The 679-nt window shown below is 78.2% G+C and carries 1 protein-coding gene and 1 pseudogene; both read right to left on the reverse strand.

Features of this window, described 5'->3' with window-relative positions; all coding sequences use genetic code 11:
• Positions 1–426: pseudogene (locus ABD140_RS39935) on the reverse strand (hypothetical protein); the annotation flags it as partial.
• On the reverse strand, positions 423–679 hold a 257-nt coding region (locus ABD140_RS39940), incomplete at its 5' end, for a hypothetical protein (RefSeq protein WP_344248287.1). The gene ABD140_RS39940 and the pseudogene ABD140_RS39935, both read right to left, overlap by 4 nt.

Consider the following 679-nt stretch of genomic DNA (forward strand, 5'->3'; position numbering starts at 1 on the left):
GGCGGCCAGGACGGGGGCGCTGGCGCGGCGGGTGCCGTCCCCGGCGGGCGAGGCCTGGTCGAGTTCGGGCGGGGCGGCCGCGGCGTTGCGCGCGGTGATGCGGGCGCAGGAGTGATGCCGGCAGCGTGCGCAGACGGGTCCGGGGACGGGGACCAGGCCGTGGCGCAGGGCGCGGGCCCAGCCGTCCAGGAGGGTGTGCAGGTCGGCCAGGGCGGTGCTGGCGCGCAGGTCGACCGGGAGGCCTTGGGGGGCGGCGCGGTGGCCTTGTCCGGTGCGGCCCTGGCGGGCCAGGGTGGTCTCCAGCTCGCGGGCGAGGTCGGCCAGCGCCGCCAGGTCGGCGCCCAGGTCGGCGCCGCAGCCGCGGCAGACGTGGGCGTCGCGGGGGCGGGGCCGGCCGCAGGAGGGGACCGGGCACACATCGCTCACGCGGCGGTGTCTCCCTGGCCGGGAATCACGCCGTCCTGGGGCGGGGCGCCGTACGCCCAGGTGTGCAGGGCGGCGTAGGCCTTCTCCATGCGTTGGGCGCGCTGCAGCAGCTGCAGGTTCTCGGCGGTCTTCTCGCGCAGGTGCTGCTGCAGGCGCTCGCGGTCGGTGCGGGCGGCGTCGCGCTGGGCCAGGACCTCCTTGGGCCAGGCGCCGATGACGAGCCCGACCATGAGCAGGGCGACGGCGATGAAGG

This window comes from Actinocorallia libanotica (genome assembly GCF_039525175.1).
GTDB classification, from domain to species: domain Bacteria; phylum Actinomycetota; class Actinomycetes; order Streptosporangiales; family Streptosporangiaceae; genus Actinocorallia; species Actinocorallia libanotica.